13 protein-coding genes are annotated in these 15,513 nt (G+C 70.2%); 10 read left to right on the top strand and 3 right to left on the bottom strand.

Annotated elements, in window-relative coordinates:
- Nucleotides 1–13 precede the first annotated feature (13 nt).
- The 4 genes from HS104_11040 to HS104_11025 all read left to right on the top strand — a co-directional run bounded on the left by HS104_11040 (nt 14) and on the right by HS104_11025 (nt 4,625).
- Nucleotides 14–634 (top strand): hypothetical protein, encoded by a 621-nt coding sequence (locus tag HS104_11040; GenBank protein MBE7480503.1) that lies wholly within the window; start codon nt 14–16, stop codon nt 632–634.
- Nucleotides 631–1,485, top strand: a complete 855-nt coding sequence (locus HS104_11035) for a hypothetical protein (GenBank protein ID MBE7480502.1) — start codon at nt 631–633, stop codon at nt 1,483–1,485. The genes HS104_11040 and HS104_11035 overlap by 4 nt, the downstream gene beginning before the upstream one ends.
- Nucleotides 1,482–2,447, top strand: a complete 966-nt coding sequence (locus tag HS104_11030) for a hypothetical protein (protein ID MBE7480501.1) — start codon at nt 1,482–1,484, stop codon at nt 2,445–2,447. The genes HS104_11035 and HS104_11030 overlap by 4 nt, the downstream gene beginning before the upstream one ends.
- Before the next feature lie 219 nt (nt 2,448–2,666).
- The gene (locus HS104_11025; GenBank protein MBE7480500.1) at nt 2,667–4,625 is read left to right on the top strand and encodes a hypothetical protein; all 1,959 of its coding nucleotides are present in this window, start codon (nt 2,667–2,669) and stop codon (nt 4,623–4,625) included.
- A 71-nt stretch (nt 4,626–4,696) separates the two neighbouring features.
- On the opposite strand, the gene HS104_11020 is transcribed toward HS104_11025, so the two are convergent.
- Complete coding sequence (locus HS104_11020; protein MBE7480499.1) at nt 4,697–5,206, bottom strand: nuclear transport factor 2 family protein; 510 nt, start codon at nt 5,204–5,206, stop codon at nt 4,697–4,699.
- On the bottom strand, nt 5,206–6,159 hold the full coding sequence (locus HS104_11015) for a hypothetical protein (GenBank protein MBE7480498.1): 954 nt from the start codon (nt 6,157–6,159) through the stop codon (nt 5,206–5,208). The genes HS104_11020 and HS104_11015 overlap by 1 nt, the downstream gene beginning before the upstream one ends.
- Before the next feature lie 165 nt (nt 6,160–6,324).
- Between HS104_11015 and HS104_11010 the strand changes: the two genes are divergently transcribed.
- From HS104_11010 to grxD, 3 genes are read left to right on the top strand one after another with little or no spacing between them, the layout of a single operon-like run.
- Nucleotides 6,325–8,397 (top strand): DUF4139 domain-containing protein, encoded by a 2,073-nt coding sequence (locus tag HS104_11010; protein ID MBE7480497.1) that lies wholly within the window; start codon nt 6,325–6,327, stop codon nt 8,395–8,397.
- Between the two features lie 60 nt (nt 8,398–8,457).
- Nucleotides 8,458–8,709: a BolA family transcriptional regulator gene (locus HS104_11005; protein ID MBE7480496.1), complete on the top strand. Its 252-nt coding sequence runs from the start codon at nt 8,458–8,460 to the stop codon at nt 8,707–8,709.
- A 4-nt stretch (nt 8,710–8,713) separates the two neighbouring features.
- On the top strand, nt 8,714–9,028 hold the full coding sequence (gene grxD / locus HS104_11000) for a Grx4 family monothiol glutaredoxin (protein MBE7480495.1): 315 nt from the start codon (nt 8,714–8,716) through the stop codon (nt 9,026–9,028).
- A gap of 25 nt (nt 9,029–9,053) precedes the next feature.
- Here grxD and HS104_10995 read toward each other — a convergent pair whose 3' ends face one another.
- Nucleotides 9,054–11,417, bottom strand: coding sequence for a serine/threonine protein kinase (locus tag HS104_10995; GenBank protein MBE7480494.1), 2,364 nt, complete (start codon nt 11,415–11,417; stop codon nt 9,054–9,056).
- Nucleotides 11,418–11,483: 66 nt separating this feature from the next.
- Here HS104_10995 and surE point away from each other — a divergent pair, with 66 nt between their 5' ends.
- Genes surE through HS104_10980 form a run of 3 tightly spaced genes read left to right on the top strand, consistent with a single transcriptional unit; the run spans nt 11,484 to nt 15,513 of the window.
- Nucleotides 11,484–12,245: a 5'/3'-nucleotidase SurE gene (gene surE, locus HS104_10990; GenBank protein MBE7480493.1), complete on the top strand. Its 762-nt coding sequence runs from the start codon at nt 11,484–11,486 to the stop codon at nt 12,243–12,245.
- A 47-nt stretch (nt 12,246–12,292) separates the two neighbouring features.
- Entirely contained in the window at nt 12,293–12,964 is a 672-nt protein-coding gene (locus HS104_10985; protein ID MBE7480492.1) for an adenine phosphoribosyltransferase, read from the top strand.
- Nucleotides 12,965–13,002: 38 nt separating this feature from the next.
- Nucleotides 13,003–15,513 carry a hypothetical protein gene (locus HS104_10980; GenBank protein ID MBE7480491.1) on the top strand — a complete coding sequence of 837 codons (2,511 nt, stop codon included), beginning with the start codon at nt 13,003–13,005 and terminating at the stop codon, nt 15,511–15,513.

Genomic DNA, 15,513 nt, shown 5'->3' with positions numbered 1-15,513 from the left:
CGAGCCCTCCGTGATGCCCCACCCCCTTCGCCGCGTGCTTCGCCTGGGTCTCCCCCTCGCCGGGGCCCTGGGGCTTGCCCTTGCCTGCAGCCGCAGCGGCCTGGACGCCGACGACTTCGAGTGGATCGACGGCCGAGAGACCCCGCCGGATGCCGGCCTGGGTGGAGCGGCCGGCGCCGCTGGTCTGCCTGACGCCCAGCAGCCGAACGTCTGCGTGCCGAGCGAGGAGGTCTGCAACGGCACCGACGACGACTGCGACGGCCAGACCGACGAGCTGTCGCCCGTCCCTTGCCCGGGCGGCGGCGAGCAATACTGCGTGAGCGGGGCGTGGAGCGCCTGCCCGGAGAAGTGTGAAGCCTGCATGCCGGGCAGCGAGCGGGTCTGCTTCAACTCGTACTGCAAGTACTGGGGTGTCCAGACTTGCACGGCGGACGGCAAGAGCTTCGGCAAGTGCAAGGAGCACGATCCTCCGCCGGAGTGCAAGAGCATCGCCAAGGACAAGAAGTACTCGCCGGAGCTCGAGCAGTGCTGCCTCGACAATGGCTACTGCTGCCGCGACACCTTCGATCTCGACGACGACGGGGACAGCGGCGAGATGCTCGGCGACTGCGAGGACGTCCTGTGCAAGCCGTGAGGCTCTGGGCACAGGTCACCATCGCGCTCTCGGTCCTGCTCCTCCAGCACCGGGCCGACGCGGCGTGCAACCGGCCCGACCTGGTGTTCGTCGTGCCTCCGGACGGCGCCAGCGCCGTGCCGCCGAACGCGAAGCTCTTCGCGCGCTACCGCTCGAACGCCGCGTACACCGGCGAGGACATCACGCTCAGCGGCGCGGGCGGCGAGCAGGTCCTGAGCGGTGAGTGGAGCGAGGCGGAGACCCTGCTCAGCGTGACGCCGGTGGAGCTCCTGCCCGGCGAGCAGTACTCGGTGGAGTGGCCGCGCCTGCGCGGCGTCAACTCGGGGAGCCTGGGCAAGGGCGCGAGCGTGGAGTTCACGGTGGGCAGCGCGCTCGACGAGGCGCCCCCCGAGTTCGAGGGACTCTCCGGCATCTCCTGGGACGTGGACCGCGAGCGCGACGACTGCACGGACAGCCTCGAGGACCGCTACCTCTTCGACCTCGAGCTGGGTGACGCCAGCGACGACGGCGGCCGCGAGTCGCTGATGGTCGTGGTGTTCCAGACCAAGGGCCCCAACGTCGACGAGAGCGCGCCGGAGCCGATCGGCGTGCAGCGCATCCCGAGCCCGGGCAGCAGGTTGCGCGTCGAGCGCACGCTCGGCGACGGGGAGGGCGACGTGTGCTTCGCGGCGGTGGCCCGGGATCTCACGGGCAAGGTGAGCGCGAGCGGCGCGAAGGAGGTGTGTACCGAGACCGTCGCCCCGCCGTTTTTCGAGGGATGCAGCGCGGCGCCGAGACCGCCCGCCGGCGGCGTCGCGGCTCTCTTCGCGCTCGTGCTCGGCGCGCTGGTCTGCCGGCGGGGTCGGCGGTGAGAGTACGGGTCGCCCTGTTCGGGCTCGCTCTCGTCTCCGCGGCCGGCGCCCAGCCCACACCCGCACCCGCACCCGCACCCGCACCCACACCTGCACCCGCACCCGCGCCTCGCGTCGCCGTGTTCAGCGTGCACGTCGCCCCTGGCATCGACCCGAGCCTCAGCGCGCTGGTCGAGCGCCAGCTCGGGCAGAGCGCGGGTCGCCTGGGCTACGAGCTCACCGATCCGACCACGACGTCCCGAGTCGCGACCGGGCTCTCCGGCGCCCTGACGCCCGAGCGCGCGAGCGGGCTGGTCCAGCAGAGTGGCTCGGCGTTCGGGCTGTTCGCCAGCGTGAGCGCCAGCGGCGGCCGCTACCTCGTGAACGTGCAGGTCTCCCCGGCGAGCGGGCCCCCGAGGAGCGCGGCGGCCGCCGGCGTGTCCTCGGATCTGTACGCTTCCATCGATCAGGCGCTGCGCTCGCTCTTGCCGCCCGCGCAGAGCTCGGCCGCGGCGTCACCTGCGCCCGCACCGGCGGTGGCGCCGGAGAGCGAGCCGTTCCCGGAGGGCCGCTTCCGGCTGGCCTTGGGCGGGGCAGCTGCCTTCGGGGTCTCGCCGGGGCCGTTTCAGAACTACCTGGCGGGCGCTCGGGCGGACTGGCGCTTCAGCGACGAGGCGTCCCTCGGCATCGGCGTCCAATACGCCAACCTGAAGGGCAAGGAGGGCCGCGCGCACAACGTGCTCTCGGTCGCCTTGTTCGAATACCGCATCGACGTCGGCGCGGGCTGGGCCGTGCCCCTGCGCTTCGGCAGCGGCTACCTGCCGAAGAACGGCCCGGTGGTGAAGACGGCGGCGGGCGTGTCCGCGCCGCTCGGCGACGATCTCGAGCTCACCGCAGAGCTCCTGGCACCGACCATCTGGATCACGAACGAGCGGGCGGTGCTGTCTCTGGACGTGTCGGCGGAGATCGGCGTGACGTTCTGAATCGACTCCTGCTGTCTTGCCGCTTCGCCCTCGAGATCGCGATCGTCCCATTGATCGTCACAGAGGTCGTGTTCGCCCTGGTCGGGCACTGAGGGGAGCCGTGAAGAACCGCGCCCGGTTGGCGCGGAACTCGGAAGCGCGAAGTGGCGCCGCATGCCTGCCCCTCGTCCAAGACGAATACTGGAGCGCCGGAGTCGAGAGGCGGGTACCCTTGGGCGCATGGGCATCAGGAAGGCTTTGTCTTTGGGGCTCGCGCTCGCGGCGCTCGGCCATGCCGCCAGCGCACGGGCCGCGACCGGCTTGTGCGACAGCAACCCGCCGACCTCCTCCAACGCCTGCATCAACGCGATTCAATCCGCGGGCGGCGTGGTCAACGACATCTTCAAGGACAAGAACGGCCTGACCGGCCCCCAGCTCCCGCTGTTTGCCAAGTTCTTCAACAACTGGCCGGGCTGCGACACCACGAGCTGGGCGGGCTGCGCGGGCGAGTCCACCCCGCCTTACGACTGCCCGAGCCAGTACACCTGCAACGCGGCGGTCACCAACACGGTCGCGAACGCGACGAAGTACCTGGAGAAGCTCGATCATCTGTGGTGGCACCCCTGCCGGCTCATCGATCACACGCTGGTGAACGGCTGCCCGAACCGCGCCATCACGAACTGCGTGCCGGATGGCAACACGCAGGGCTACTTCCCCTGGGAGGGCCTGGTCTTCGATCTGGGCGGCCCTTCGAACAAGGTGGCGATCTTCGCACAGAACGACCACGGGCCGCAGCCCTGCGAGTCGATCGAGTACACCGTCTACCTGACGGACAACCCGCTGGCGAAGGAGGCCATCAACGACCCAGCCACGACCGGCACCGATCCGCAGAAGTGGAACCGTGCCGTGCTCCAGCAGATCTTCACGCATGGCTGGTTCACCACGCGCCAGCCTTCTCCGGGCAACCCAACCTACGCCGCGTGCGGCGACACGGCGAACTACGCCGTGGAGGACGACTCTTTCGTGCAGGTGCACGGGCTCCCCTGCGGGATCACGTTCCGCTACGCCTCGATCGTCGCGGGCTACGACGGCAAGGAGTTCGGCGCGTGCGAGTACCACTCTCAAGAGGGCGAGGTGGACGCCGTCGCGGGCCTCACTGAAGAGGGAAGCGGCGTCTGCCCCGACGCCGACAAGGACGGGTTCGTCGACTGCAGCTGCCCGGGCGCGACCAAGCCTTGCGACTGCAAGGACGACGACGCCAAGGTCTATCCAGGCGCGCCGGAGCCGTGCGATTCGGCGACCGATCTGGATTGCGACGGCACGCCGGGCGCGTGTCCGAGCGGCCTCTACTGCCACACGAGCATCTGCGTGCCGCCCTGCAAGGTGGGCGAGATCGGCAACTGCCCCATCGGCTCGACGTGTCAGGGCACCGCTCAGGGCTCGATCTGCGTCCCTGACGACTGCACGACCGGCGGTTGCCCGCCAGGCTCGGTGTGCGACTCGCAGACCAAGAAGTGCAAGCCAGCCTGCGACGGCGTCGTGTGTCCGTTCGGCGAGTCGTGCAAGGACGGCAAATGCGTCGACTTGTGTGCCGGCGTGCAGTGCCCGCCGCCGAAGCAGTGCTGGCTCGGCGAGTGCAAGGCGCCCTGCAAGTGCTACGCGGGGGACATCGGCTGCAACACCGGCGAGGTGTGCGACAAGGGCGGCACCGACGGTTGCGTGCCTCCAGCGTGCCAGGGCAAGACCTGCGCGGCGGGTGAGCACTGCGACGCGACCGGCGCGTGCGTCGGGAAGTGCTCCGGTGTGATCTGCCCTCAGGGCCAGAAGTGCAACTCGACCACCGGCTGCGTCCCGCTCTGTGAAGGCGTGCTCTGCGGCGACGGTGAGACGTGCAACCCGAAGACCGGCGCTTGCGAGGCTTCGCAGTGCAACCCCCTCTGCATTCCGCCGAAGGTCTGCGTGGCCGGGCAGTGCGTGTTGCCCGAGGCGGGCACGGGCGGCAGCGGTGGCGCGGTCAACGACGCGGGCAGCGACGCGGCGGCCGCGAGCGGCGGTCAGACGCCGAAGGGCGGCACCACCGACAGCGGCGACGACGGCGGCTGCGGCTGCCGCGCGCCGAAGACCGCGCCGGTCTGGCCTGCGGCGCTCCTCGGCCTGCTCGGCGCTCTCGGGCTCCTGGCCCGCCGCCGTCGGAGCTGAGAGGTCGGACCCTCGACCTCCTCGATCAAGGCATCGAGCTCGGAACGCGCTCGGTACCGACTCGAGCGGGGTTACTCCCCGTCCTCCCGCCGGGGCGTGACCACCACCGAGTCGATCAGCCAGCCGTCTTTGGTCTTTGACAGGCCGAAGGTGACGTCGCGCTCGTCGCGCTCGGGGCCGCTACCGCGATCACCGGTCATGCTGGCGCTGCCGCGGACCGTGGCGCTGGTGGCGCCGGCCAGCAGCTCGACGGAGTCCGGGTGGATCTCGACCTCCGCGGTGCGAAAGATCGTACCGGCGCGCGTGGCCACACCGACCAGGTCGTCGCGACCGGACTTCAGGTTGGTGAGCTCGCTGATGTCCACCCGCACGTTCGGCACGAACAGCGTCTCGAACTCCTTCTTCATGCGCGTCCCGCGGAAGATCGGGTTCTCGCCCGGACCGGAGACCCGAACCACCGTCGCCAGGCGGTCGAGCTGCTCGCGGATCAGCTCCTCGTCGTTCTTCCGCGCGAAGATCGCGTAAAGCAGGACGGCGACGCCGATCACCGCGGCGCCGATCCCGAGCCAGCGCCTGGACACTAGTTCCTCGCGAGCTTGACCCGCCAGTCCACGGGCAGGTCCAGGAAGCCCTCGAGGCACAGGAAATCGTAGATCCCGTCGCAGATCACCTCGGCGGTGTCGCTGAACAGGTGCGGATCGGTGAAGAAGCGGATGGTCTCGTCGCGGAAGGCTTCCTCGCTGTTCTGGAGCTTGCCGAGCAGCTCGTCGCCGCAGAAGTTCACCATCTGCTCCATGAAGATCCGCTCCCAGTTGGCGCGGAACTCGGGGAACTGCGTGCTCAGCACCTTGTAGTTCACCGCGTTCGGGCTGCGGCCGGTGTGGGCTGCGCGGAGCGTCGCGCGGCACATGGCCTCGAGGCGCGGCGGCAGGTGCTTCTGCAGGAACTCGAGCAGCACGCCGCTGTGGATGTGCATCACCCGGTTCAGCTCCGGCGAGCGCCGCGACAGGAAACCGACCTGCAGATCGCGCTCGATCTTGGCCAGCAACTCCAGCGTCTGCTGCTTGACGTCGTTGCTGGTGTACTCGAAGCCCTCGAGCTCGGCGCGCAGGCGGTTCTTGTAGCGGTTCAGGACGTAGTACACGCCCTGCTCGGCGTGGTGGATGACCTTGTCCTTGTCCCCGCGGGACTTCTCGTGCAGCTCGCTCTCGAAGAACAGCTTCGCGATGCGGCGCCCGATGGTCTTCATGTTCTGGGTGGCGAAGTTGCCGTCGCTGGCGAAGAGCCGGCTGAGCAGTCGGGTCATGGTCTTGCCCTGCTGCTCTTCGAGCTGCTCCGCCGGTACGTTCGGGCTCTCGCCGGTGCCGAGCGCGGCCTGCATGCCCTTGATCTGAGCGACCACCTGCGCGGTGATGGCGTCGAGCTCGGGGCTGGTCTCGAGCTCGCCCTTGTAGTGGACGATGCGGGCCTGGACCTGCTCGTTCAGGAGGCCTAGCGCCTGAAAGGTGAGCTTCTCCTTCTCGTGCTCCGTCATCGAGGGCTGCTCGCGGCGCAGGGGCGGCGGGCGCTGAGGGGGCTTTGGCGGGGGCTTGCGAGGCGGGGCGGCGTCGGTCACGACCGCGGAGAATAGCCGAGCTTGTCCCTGGCGTCGCCAAGGTTCAGGGACTAGCGTCGCCCGGTCCCTCGGAGGAGAGCTGTCATGCGCTTCGTGCTTCGGAACCTGGTCTTTTCCAGCGTGCTGGCCATCGGCTGCGCACGCGGTCCCAACGTCTCGACGGACCAGCTGCCGCTCAAGCGCGTGGTCGTGTACCGCAACGGCGTCGGCTACTTCGAGCGCTCCGGCCGCGTGGACGCGGACGCGGTGACCTTCAAGATGCGCCAGCGCATGGTGGGGGATTTTCTGGCCACGCTGGCCATCGTCGAGCGCGGCGGCAGCTCGGTGCGGGCGGCGTCCTTTCCCCTCGAGATCCTGGACGACGAGCAGGAGCCCGAGCTCGATCCGCGCTACCAGAGCATGCTGAAGCCCTGGCCGGGGCTGCCGCCGAAGAAGAAGGAGAAGAACCCGCTCCGCGAGGTCATCCTGCAGCTCGACGGCAAGGAGCACGATCTGGCCATCGGTTACGTGTCCGAGACGCCGGTCTGGCGTCCTTCCTACCGGGTGGTGGTGCAGGACGGCGGCAACGCCGATCTACAGACCTGGGGCATCGTGCAGAACGTCTCGGGCGAAGACTGGAAGGCCGTCGATCTGGTGCTGGTGGCCGGCGCGCCGCTGGCCTTCGAGTCCACGCTGGGCGATCCCGTGATCCCCGAGCGCCCCATCGTGACCGACACCGGCGAGGTGATCGCGGCGGTGCCGACCGGCGTCACCAGCCTGCAGCAGCGGCGCGAGGCGGAGCTCGAGCGCTTCGGAGGCGAGGCGGCGGAGGAGACGGCGGCGGACAAGGCCATGGAAGGCGGGCTCGGCCTCCGCGGCGCTGGACCTGGTGGCGGTGGCCTGTCGGACCTCGACGAGGACGACGCGCCCAGCACCAAGGCCGGTGGCAAGGGAGATCTGGCGAAGAACAAGAAGAAGCCGGCGCCCAAGCGCGTAGCCGCCACCGGTGCAGCCCGACCGACGACGCCCTCGGCGGAGCCGGCGCCCGCGCCGCCCAGGGAGGCGCCGGCGCCGAGCCGCGACGAGCGGCGGCGCATGGCGCTGGAAGAAGCCAAACGCGAGGGCCTCTCGGCGCCGCGTCGCATGAGCGCGCTGGCGGCGGTCGCCGTCGAGGCGGGGGCGACGCGCTACGAAATCCCGACGCCGACCACGGTGCCGAACGAGAGCGCCACCATGGTGTTGCTCCTGAACAAGCGTGTGCCGGGCGAGGCGGTGTTCCTGTTCGCGCCCGACGGCGGCGTCCCCGAGTCGGGGTCTCATCCGTTCCGCGTGGTGCGCTTCACGAACGCGACCAACGGGCTGCTCGAGCGCGGCCCCATCGCCGTCTTCGAGAAAGGCTCGTTCCTGGGCCAGGGCATGCTCGATCCGCTGCCGCCCAAGGCCACCGCGGTGGTGCCCTTCGCGCTCGAGCGCAGCCTGGCGGTGCACCTCGATCGCAAGTACGACGAGCAAGGCGCCCGCGTGTTCAAGATCGAAGCGGGCGAGCTCTGGATCGAGCGGGACAGCGTTCAGAAGACGCTCTACACGGTCGCGAACGGCGGCGACAAGCCGGGCAAGGTCCTGGTCAAGCACCCGCGCGCGGCCGGCACCCGGCTCTTCAAGCCGCCAGCGGGCACCGAAGACAACGCGGGCCTCGGGCACGCCCTGGTGCCGATGAGCGTCAGGCCCTTCGGCAAGAGCGAGCTCACCGTGGACGAGCGGCGCGCGCACCAGCAGATGGTCAGCTGGCTCTCGCCGCTGGCCGACGAGGCCGTCAAGGCCTTCCTCGCGGACAGCCGCGCGAACCCCGGGGTGCAGGCGCAGCTCAAGAGCGTGTGGGCCGTCCGCGAGGTCTGGAAGAAGAGCGTGGACGAGGAGCGGAAGCTCGTGGACGAGCAGGCGGAGCTGGAGAAGGCCGCGAACGAGACCCGCCTGTCGCTGCGCGCCATCGAGAAGAACACCCAGGCGGCCGACCTGCGCGTGAAGCTCACCAAGCGCCTGGACGAGGTCACCAAGCGTTTGGAGCAGATCACCAAGCGCCTGATCGAGGTGAAGATGGCGATGAACGAGCAGGAGGTGCGCTTCCGCGACGCCGTCCGCGAGATCAAGCTCCTGGCGGCGCCGCCGCCCAAGGAGTGAGCCGAGCGGGACCCGCGGCCGGGTTGACAAAGCTGACGTTACGTATCATTTGAAGCGCCCATGATGGAGCCCGAGGCGGTCCGCGCCCTCCTGGCAAAAGCCTTTCCCGACGGGGAGATCCGCGTCGAGGACATGACCGGAACCCAGGATCACTACGACGCGACCATCGTCTCCGAGGCCTTCGTCGGTAAGAGCCGCATCGAGCAGCACCAGCTGGTCTACGCGGCGCTCGGCGAGGCCATGCGCGGGCCCATCCACGCGCTCGCGCTCAAGACCTACACGCCCGAGGCCTGGGCGAAGACCAGAGGTTAGGACCATGGACGACGCACTCCGACAGAAAATCCAAGACACCATCGGCCAGAGCGGGGTCGTGCTGTTCATGAAGGGCAGCAAGATCTTCCCGCAGTGCGGCTTCTCCGCGCGGGTGGTTCAGATGCTGAAGGAGCTCGGCGCGGACTTCCGCGACGTGAACATCCTGCAAGATCCGGAGCTGCGCGAAGGCTTGAAGGAGTACTCGAGCTGGCCCACCTTCCCGCAGCTCTACGTGGACGGAAAGCTCGTCGGCGGCTGCGACATCGTGACCGACCTGTTCGAGAGCGGCGAGCTCAAGGAGCTGGTCCAGAAGAGCTGAGGGCGCGGTTCGGCCCGCGCCTCCCTCAACGCTCCACGCCCACCCCCGAGACCTTCGCCACCTCGAAGCTCGCCCGCGCGGCGCGGTTCGCGTCCGCGAACGGGAAGGTGAGGGTGGTCGGGCCGTCGGCCTTGCCGGTGATCATGCCCTCGTGCTGGCCGATCACCGCGCGCACCTTGTTGCGGTCGAGGCTCTTGGTCTTGTCCGCGATGCGGCCGAGGGCGCCGGAGGCCCGGACGTCCCTGCCGCCGTCCGGGAAGAGCACCGACTCTCGCACCTGCGCGGGATCGCCGAAGGCGCCGATCCAGTAGACCAGCGAGGCGGCGGCGGCGCCGGGGGTCGGGCCGGTGAACCAGGCGCCCAGATGGTGGGTCGTGCCCAGCGCGCAGCGCGCGTAGAGCGCCCCGTGCGTCGCGCCGAGCTTCTCGGTCAGCGCGTTGGCGAGCTTGAGAAACGCGCGGCGCTCCCCCGAGTAGAAGTACGGCGTCACGTATTTCCCGGCGAAGGTCAGGCGCAGCCCGTGAGGCGAGCCGTCGAGCGGGACTGGCTCCGGCGCCAGCGTGACCTCGGTGCCGATGCCCTCGTGGCTGGCGATCTCGCCGGCCTCCTTCCAGACGAAGCGCCAGCTGCCGTTCGGGTTCTTGGTCAAGAACTCCCCGAGCGCGGGGTCAGCCGCGGGATCGGCGTTCGGGCGGGCGAGGGCCAGCTCGACCACCCAGCCTTCGACCTCCGTCGGTCCGATGGTCGCACCGCGCATGATGCGCGCGCGCGTCGCTTCGCACACGCGCTGCGCGCGCTCCGCGCGCTCGCGCTCGTACTGATCGGCGCTGATCGCGGACGCGCTCGGGCTCGCGCTGCCCCAGGACCAATTGCTACCCGGAGCCAGGTAGCGAAACGCGGCGCCGATTGCGACGACGGCGACGACGACGATGACCAGCGGCGCGACGACGCGCGGCACACCACGGCGCGGCTTGTTGGCGCCGCCCTCGAGCGCCGCGCGGCGGGCCGTCACCAGGCGGCGGGCGAGCTCGGCGGCGCGACGCTGGCGGAGCTCCGGCGCCAGGGTGCCCCAGTGATCCGTCATCCCGGCGATGTCGGCGGACACCTCGGGGCCGGCGCCGACCAAGCGGATCTTGCCGCCCTCGACGATGGCGTCGCCGGCCATGCCGAAGCGCGCGATGGCCTCGCCCACCATCACCTCCAGGTCGGCGAAGCTGCCGTCGTAGTGCTCCGGCGAAGCGGGAGGCACGCTCGGCGCTCCGAGCGCTTCGGGGCGGTCCACGGAAGCGAGGGTCGGCCCGGTGGGCGTGACGCCCAGGTCGAGCGGGGCGCCGGAGGGCGGCACGATCAGATCCGGGATGTCCACCGACTCGTCGGGCTCCGCCACGGGCACCTCGGGGTGCTCTTCGCCGGCGCGGACGCGCCGGAGCATCTCCCGCTTCTCCGTGGCGCGGTCCCGGAACAGCTCCTGCATCGCACCGGCCAGCGCTTGCTCGGGGTCGGCGGCGCCCAGGGTCTCGTGGGTCACCGCCAAGAGATCGCGGCGCATCTCGGCGGCGGTCGCGTAACGCCCGGCGGGATCCTTGACGAGCGCCTTCAGGATCACGCGCTCGAGCGAGACCGGGCAGTCGGGGGCCACCTGGCTCGGCGGCAAGATCGGCTCCTTGGTGATGGCCTCGAGGCTCGCGAGCACGCTGTCGCGCTTGAACAACCGCCGCCGGCTCACCAGCTCGTACAGGACCACGCCGAGCGCGAAGATGTCGCTCCGGCGGTCGAGCGGCTTGCCGCGCGCCTGCTCGGGCGACATGTACTCGACCTTGCCCTTGAGCTGGCCCGCCTCGGTCTCCGGAGAGATGCGCACGAACGCCTTGGCGACGCCGAAGTCGAGGACCTTCACGCCGCCGGAGTAGGTGACGAACACGTTCTGCGGGGAGACGTCGCGGTGAACGATGCCGAGCGGCGAGCCCGCGTCGTCGGTGAGCTCGTGGGCGGCGTGCAGGCCGGAGCAGGCCTCGGCCACGATGTAGGCCGCCAGCCCGAAGGAGGTCTTGCGCTTCACCGCGAGGCTGCGCTTGATGAGCGCCGCCACGTTCTCGCCCTCGAGGTACTCCATCACCAGGTACAGGTGCTGGCCGGAGTGCCCGAGATCGGTGACTTGAACGACGTTCTTGTGCTGAATGCCGGCGGCGATGCGCGCCTCGTCCAAAAACATGTCCACGAAGCGTTGCTGCTCCGCCAGGTGCGGCAGGATGCGCTTGATGACCACCGGGCGCTCGAAGCCGCTCGGGCCGCGCAGGCGCCCGAGCAGGATTTCCGCCATGCCGCCCGTCGCGAGGTGGCCGACCACCTGATATCTGCCGATGCTCTCCAGTGGGGCAGGGGAAGCCATCGCGTCGTCCGGGCACGCCAGCGTAGTCGACAGCCGCGCGGAATTGTGCACTTTTCGGGACGGACCATGACCGAACGCCCCCTTGTCTTGCTCTCCAACGACGACGGCTATCGCTCCCGCGGCATCTCCGCGCTCCGCGACGCGCTCTCGGAGATCGCGGACGTCGTCGTCTGCGCCCCCGAGGTCGAGCAGAGCGCCTCCAGTCACGCGCTGAGCCTTCACCGCCCGCTCCGACTGTTCCGGCACGAGCCCGGAGTGTTCTCGGTGGACGGCACGCCGGCGGACTGCGTCTACGTGGCGCTCGCGGCCGGCGAACGCGTCTTGCCTCGCAAGCCCGATGCCGTCGTCAGCGGGCTCAACCACGGGCTGAACCTGGGCGATGACGTGTTCTACAGCGGGACGGTCGCTGCGGCGCGCGAAGGCGCGCTCAAGGGGTTGCCGGCGCTGGCCGTGTCCGCGGGCGCGGGCGCGGACTTTGCCGCCGCAGCAGCGCTGTCTGCCCGCCTGCTCGAGGCGCTCCTGGCCGAACACCGGGGGCGGGCCGTGCTGCTCAACGCGAACTTCCCTGCCGGCGCGAGCTGGCCGGTTCGCGCCACTCGGCTCGGCCGGCGCGAGTACGAGGAGAGCATCGAGTTTCGCCGTGATCCGCGCGGCCGCGAGTACCTCTGGATCGGTGGTCCGCTGCGCGAGCATCGCCCTGTACCCGGCTCGGACACCGAAGCCTTCGACCAGGGCGCGGTGGGTGTCACGCCGTTGGTTCTGGATCTCTGGGGGCGCGAGACGCACGCCGAGGCGGAGAGTGTCGTCGAACGAACGGGCGCGAATTGAGATGAAGAGCTTGGGGGGCGCTCGGAAATGAACTAATGAATGCGCCGATGGCTGCCCGCAAGCGCTCCGCCCAGACCCCGAAGCCCCGTTCACCGGCCCGAGGGAAGCTCACCCCGCGCGGAGGCAGCAAGAAGTCGCCTCTCGCCAAGAAGCCCCCCAAGCACGCCCTGCCGCACATCGCGGCGGAGCTGGTCGATGGGCTCAGCTACGTACGCAAGCTAATCCGCGAGATCCCGAACTTCCCCCAGCCGGGGATCCTTTTCAAGGACATCACGCCGCTCTTGGCCAACCCGAAGGCCTTCCACATCGTGTTGGACGCCATCGCGGAGCGCTTCATGGGCGAGCACATCGACGCGGTGGTGGGCATCGAGTCCCGCGGCTTCATCTTCGGCGGCGCGCTGGCCGCTCGGCTGAACGCGAGCTTCGTCCCGGTGCGCAAGCCCGGCAAGCTGCCGTACCGCACCGACAAGGTGAGCTACTCGCTCGAATACGGCGAGAGCGAGCTGGAGATGCACCGCGACTCGCTGCCCGAGGGTTGCCGCGTGTTGGTGGTGGACGACCTCCTCGCCACCGGCGGAACCGCCGCCGCCGCCGGCGAGCTGGTGCACCGACAGGGCGCCTACGTGGCCGCCTACGCCTTCGTGGTGGAGCTGGGCTCCCTCGGAGGTCGCGAGCGCCTGCTGCCGACCCCGGTGATTTCCTTCCTGCAGTACGACTGAGCTGGGGCAACTCGCGCGGGATCTGGTACGATCTCCGCATGGCTTTCCGGGGATGGCTGGTTTTCGGGCTTGGGCTCGCTCTGCCGCTGGCGACGCAGGGCTGTGACGACGGCGCCTACGACGGAGGTGGTTCGTCCGGCGGCAGCGGCGGCAGCGGCGGCAGCGTGCCGATCACGGGCGCGGGCGTCGGGCAGGCGTGCAGCGGAGCGACGCCGTGCCGGCCGGGGCTCGCCTGCACGAACGGGGTGTGCGAGCTGGGGCACTCCACTCCGGAGGGACAGAACTGCGTGATCGGCGGCGAGTGCCAGGACGGCCTCACGTGCCTCCTGGGCAAGTGCGCCAAGGCCGGCACCGGCCAGACCGGAGACAGCTGCACGAGCGACGCGGACTGCATCAGCGGGCATCGCTGCGTGCTCGCCGGTTTCTCGACTCAGTGCGCGCCGGAGGGCACCGGCGACGTGGGCGCGGACTGCCAGGTCGCCGGGGACTGCTACTCGGGTCTGACCTGCACCCTCGGCAAGTGCGGGCAGCCGCTGCCTGGCGCGCCGACCTTCGGGCTGCCGACCTGGCAAGGCGTGAGCTGCGAGGGTGCGACGGCCGGCACCGTGCGGGCCTACTTCGAGGTGCCGGGCGCGAACCCCAAGGGCCAAGAGGGTGACTTCTTCCGGCTGCCGTTCCCGAACGACGTCCGCATCAAGGGCGGCACCCTCGACCTCACCGGCTTTCCGACGCCGGGCGCCGAGCTGCTCGGCTTCGATCCGGTGAAGCTCTACGTGGACGCCCTGGATCAGGGCGAGGGCGCCTGGGGCACCAACCCGACCATGGTGTTCCGGTTTTCCGGCGAGATCGACTTCGACACCTTCACCAAGACCAGCGGTGGCATCTACCCGATCCAGTGGGTGGACATCACGCCGGGCACCCCGGAATACGGCTCGAGCGCAGGCCTCTTCTTCCAGTACGACCCCAACAAGAGCAACTACGTCTGCCCGAACAGCATCTCGATGCGGCGGCCGACGGGCTACCCGATGACGCCCGGGCACCAATACGCGGTGTTCCTCACCACCGCCGGCAAGTCGAAGAGCGGCGCCGCCATCGAGCGCTCCGAGCACCTCGCAGCGGTGCTGGCGGACGCGGCTCCCTCCGACGCCGCGCTCGCGGCGGCGCACGCCGCGTTCGCGCCGCTGCGCGCCTACCTCAAGGACAAGCTGATCGGCACCGAGCTGGTGCTGAACGCCGCGGTCATCACCGCAGGCAAGGTGCGCGATCCGATGCAGAAGCTCGCCTCGGTGGTGGACGCGCTGCCGGCGCCGACCGCGAAGAGCTGGGTGAAGTGCGGCGGCGGCGCCAAGTCGCCGTGCCCCCAAGCGGAGGGCGAGCGGGCTTGCGGTGACGGCAGCGCGGCGGACTTCGACGAGTACCACGCGCTGGTCTCGCTGCCGGTCTTCCAGAAGGGCACGCCGCCGTACACGGAGTCGGGCGGCGACGTGCGGCTCGATCAGCCGGAGCGCAGCGAAGACGTCTGCCTGGCGCTGACGCTGCCCAAGGGCACGATGCCGCCGAGCGGCTGGCCGCTGGCGGTCTACGCGCACGGCACCGGCGGCTCGTTCCGCAGCCACGCGCGCGCAGAGATCGCCGGCGCCCTCGCCAAGGCGGCCACGCCGGGGGGCACCGTGGGCTTCGCGGTGCTCGGCATCGATCAGGTCCAGCACGGCCCGCGCCGCGGCGCCTCCACGGCGTCGCCCAACGATCTGTTCTTCAATTTCAAGAACCCGGCCGCGGCCCGCGGCAACCCGCTCCAGGGCGCGGTCGATCAGGTCGCGCTCGCGCGCCTCGCGGCGGCGCTGGACGTGGACGCCGCGACCAGCGGCGGCGCGGCCTTCAAGGCCGATCCCGCGGCCATCGTGTTCTACGGCCACTCGCAGGGCTCGACCGAGGGCAGCCTCGCGCTGCCGTACAGCGACGGCTACAAGGCCGCCGTGCTGAGCGGGAACGGCGCGAGCTTGATCCACGCGCTGCTCGCCAAGAAGCAGCCGGTGAACATCGCCGGCGCGCTGCCCTTCGTGATCGCAGACCTCGATCCGAGCACCGGCAAGCTCCGCAGCGGGGATCTCCACCCCGTGCTGAGCCTGCTCCAGATCTGGATCGACCCCGCCGACCCGCTCAACTTCGGTCGCGTCATCGGCAAGGCGCCGGAGACCGGCAAGCTGCCGAAGCACGTCTTCCAGACCTACGGCACCGGCGACAACTACAGCCCCGGCAAGACCATGGCGGCCTTCGCCCTGGCCTCGGGGCTCGAGCTCGCCACGCACGACTCGAGCGCCACGAGCACGGAGCCGATCGGCGAGCCGCCCCTGCCCGAGAAGACCCTGCCGCTCGCCGGCAACGTCAGCGTGAGCGGCACCCCGACCACGCTGGTGGTCCGTCAATACGGTCCGCCGACCGGCAAGGACGGCCACTTCGTGGCCCTCGACGTGGCGGCGGCGACCGCGGACATCGCGCGCTTCCTCGGCATGGCGGCCCAGGGCGCGGTGCCGCAGGTCGGGCAGTAG

The sequence above is a fragment of the Polyangiaceae bacterium genome (genome assembly GCA_015075635.1).
In the GTDB taxonomy this organism is placed as follows: domain Bacteria; phylum Myxococcota_A; class Polyangia; order Polyangiales; family Polyangiaceae; genus JADJKB01.
Note: the sequence above shows the minus strand (reverse complement) of the source record. Positions and strands in the feature narration are given on the sequence as shown.

Coding starts and splice junctions, on each gene's coding strand:
- HS104_11040 (MBE7480503.1), top strand. CDS start 14: ATGCCCCACCCCCTTCGCCGCGTGCTTCGCCTGGGTCTCCCCCTCGCC.
- surE (MBE7480493.1), top strand. CDS start 11,484: ATGACCGAACGCCCCCTTGTCTTGCTCTCCAACGACGACGGCTATCGC.
- HS104_11005 (MBE7480496.1), top strand. CDS start 8,458: ATGATGGAGCCCGAGGCGGTCCGCGCCCTCCTGGCAAAAGCCTTTCCC.
- HS104_11010 (MBE7480497.1), top strand. CDS start 6,325: ATGCGCTTCGTGCTTCGGAACCTGGTCTTTTCCAGCGTGCTGGCCATC.
- HS104_11025 (MBE7480500.1), top strand. CDS start 2,667: ATGGGCATCAGGAAGGCTTTGTCTTTGGGGCTCGCGCTCGCGGCGCTC.
- grxD (MBE7480495.1), top strand. CDS start 8,714: ATGGACGACGCACTCCGACAGAAAATCCAAGACACCATCGGCCAGAGC.
- HS104_11015 (MBE7480498.1), bottom strand. CDS start 6,159: ATGACGGAGCACGAGAAGGAGAAGCTCACCTTTCAGGCGCTAGGCCTC.
- HS104_10985 (MBE7480492.1), top strand. CDS start 12,293: ATGGCTGCCCGCAAGCGCTCCGCCCAGACCCCGAAGCCCCGTTCACCG.
- HS104_10995 (MBE7480494.1), bottom strand. CDS start 11,417: ATGGCTTCCCCTGCCCCACTGGAGAGCATCGGCAGATATCAGGTGGTC.
- HS104_10980 (MBE7480491.1), top strand. CDS start 13,003: ATGGCTTTCCGGGGATGGCTGGTTTTCGGGCTTGGGCTCGCTCTGCCG.